General features: G+C 34.0%; 2 protein-coding genes. Both read left to right on the top strand.

Translation table 11 applies throughout. The annotated features are described in order from the left end of the window. Positions 1-341, top strand: a 341-nt coding sequence (locus SANK73390_RS02550) for a hypothetical protein (protein ID WP_462763144.1), incomplete at its 5' end; no start/stop codon positions are given. A 17-nt stretch (positions 342-358) separates the two neighbouring features. Continuing rightward, complete coding sequence (locus tag SANK73390_RS02545; RefSeq protein ID WP_462763143.1) at positions 359-778, top strand: hypothetical protein; 420 nt, start codon at positions 359-361, stop codon at positions 776-778. The last annotated feature ends 19 nt before the right edge of the window (positions 779-797 follow it).

Genomic DNA, 797 nt, shown 5'->3' with positions numbered 1-797 from the left:
CCCAGGGACCTCGAGCTTATCAAGCGTATAAAATAATTAAGGGTAGAGCAAAATATAGAAAAGAAGTGGAAGGGCTATCCCAAAAAGTAGCAGAAATGCGTAAAGCAGGCACTTCGACTGAAAGCATCGCACGTTGGGCGAGTGCTGAAAGAAGGGCTATTGGTGTTAAATATAAGAACTTTACTCCAAAGGACCTACTCAATAAAATTTATATGAGAAATCAAAAAAAATATGGTGATAAGCTTGGCCCTTCTATCAACTATTTAAGAGGTCGGGGTAAAACTTGGGAAGATATCATTGAAAGCTCAACAAGAACTGGAGGGAAAGACTTAGGTCTTTAATTAACGAGATGGCTTATTTGCGAAATAATAGAGATTATTCAGAGCTAATTAGTTTTGATACGGTCAATTTAACATGTGAAAAATTGTTAGGAAGTGACTCTAATGATTTAGAAAGCTCTGGTTTTTATTCCATAATAAACGGTACATTTTTAGCATTATATAGCGAAAAAAATAATATATATGTTGTTGTAGGTATGGATAAGTTTATTTTAAGCAGGGATCTGACCTTTAACTTAAGAACTACAAAAGAACAGTGTTGTTTGAGTGTTAAAAAGGAAGGTGTGGAGAAAGAGTTATTTACCTATAAAAATATACATGAAGATCAATTTGAAATCGATCCAACTGCAAATATCGATGATGAAGATTTTAACTTTGGCCTCTTTATTGCCAACATTTCAAACTCTGAAGAGCGAAAGCGAGTTTTGTTGGGCTATTAAAAAATAATGTAATAAACGG

This window comes from Pseudoalteromonas sp. SANK 73390 (genome assembly GCF_054966645.1).
The sequence above is the reverse complement of the archived record's forward strand: the minus strand, read 5'-3'. Positions and strand labels throughout refer to the sequence as shown.